Here is a 1,512-nt window from a genome sequence, read left to right as displayed (position 1 = left end):
TGTCCGTCGTCGAAAGATTTGGGAGTTTGGATGGTGTGAGATAACGGAGGCTCTGGCCCATCTGGTGATGATGTTTAGGCGGCACGCTGCTGATGAAGCAAGCGCCGTTTCTGGATGGTGTTTCGTTTGATGCGCTCACGTTCGAGCAGGATGGTCTGCCCGCGTCCGAACCAGACATCGGCGGGTGTGAGATTGTTCAGGCTTTCATGATATCGGCGATGGTTATAGTTTTCGACGAACGCCTCGATCTGCTGCTCGAGATCGCCCGGCAGGTAGTAATGCTCAAGAAGCACGCGGTTCTTGAGCGTCTGATGCCAGCGCTCGATCTTTCCCTGTGTCTGGGGATGGTTCGGGGCGCCGCGGACATGATCCATCGCGTGCTGACCCAGCCATTTCGCGAGGTCTTCGGCGACGTAGCACGGGCCATTATCGGACAACAGGCGCGGTCTGTGCCTGACTGTGACCTGATCAAGGCCTGACGCCTGCAAGGCCAGTTCCAGCGTTTGCGTCACATCGGACGCGGCCATGGTCGTGCACAGTTTCCAGGCGATAATGTAGCGCGAGAAATCGTCAAGGATGGTCGACAGGTAGAACCATCCCCAGCCGATGACCTTGAGATAGGTGAAATCCGTCTGCCAGAGCTGGTTCGGCGCTGTCGTTTTCGTGTGGAAGCTTTCCGCCGCCTTGATGACGATGAATTTCGGACTGGTGATCAGGTCATGGGCCTTGAGCAGGCGATAGACAGACGCTTCCGAGACGAAATAGCCGCGCTCGTCGGTAAACCGCACGGCGATTTCCCGTGGCGACAGTTCCGGCGCCTCCAGCGCCAATTCGACGATCTGCGCCCGGATATCGTCGGCGATGCGGTTCCACGTCCGGTTTGGGCGGGACGGCCTGTCCGCCAAGGCTTCCAGGCCGCCCGTCCGATACAGATCATACCAGCGGTGGAAGGTCGAACGCGGGACGCCGATCGTCTCCAGAACCTGGCGAACCGAGAGGGCCGACTGCTCGACGAGGCGGATGATCTCAAGCTTTTCCGAGGCATTGTATCTCATGCGCGGTCGTCCCCATCCCCGATCATGCTTTTTTTGAGCAGGCGCAGCTCCAGCGTCTGCTCGGCCACGACTTCCTTGAGCGCGCGTGCCTCGTCGTGCAGGTGACGGACCTCGCCGGTCGTGGCGTTGCGCGCCGTATCGCCCGCAAGCCGCTTCTTGCCGGCCTCGAGAAACTCCTTCGACCAGGCATAATACAGGCTCTCGGCGATCCCCTCACGGCGACACAGCTCGGCTATGCTGCTCTCACCCCGCAGGCCATCGAGCACAATGCGGATCTTCTCTTCTGCTGAATACTGCCGGCGGGTCGCCCGACGGATATCGCGGATCAATCGCTCCCCGGAACTCGTCTCCGGCAAGGATTTCTGGCTCATGCTTCACTCCTTCGTCGTTACGATGAGCCAGAAATCCTCCATTGTTCAATTCGCCACTTTCATCCCATAGGTCCTGACGCCGGACA

1 protein-coding gene is annotated in these 1,512 nt (G+C 59.5%); it reads right to left on the bottom strand.

Features of this window, described 5'->3' with window-relative positions:
* Window positions 1-74: 74 nt before the first annotated feature.
* Window positions 75-1,426, bottom strand: a protein-coding gene (locus tag B8446_RS14605; RefSeq protein WP_148506031.1) for an IS3 family transposase whose coding sequence is annotated in 2 segments (ribosomal slippage) — window positions 75-1,090 and window positions 1,090-1,426 — 1,353 coding nt in all. Because the reading frame shifts where the segments join, the coding sequence is not laid out codon by codon here.
* Window positions 1,427-1,512: the final 86 nt, after the last annotated feature.

It is taken from the genome of Tanticharoenia sakaeratensis NBRC 103193 (genome assembly GCF_000963885.1).
GTDB classification, from domain to species: domain Bacteria; phylum Pseudomonadota; class Alphaproteobacteria; order Acetobacterales; family Acetobacteraceae; genus Tanticharoenia; species Tanticharoenia sakaeratensis.
This window is presented reverse-complemented; position numbering and strand designations above follow the sequence as displayed.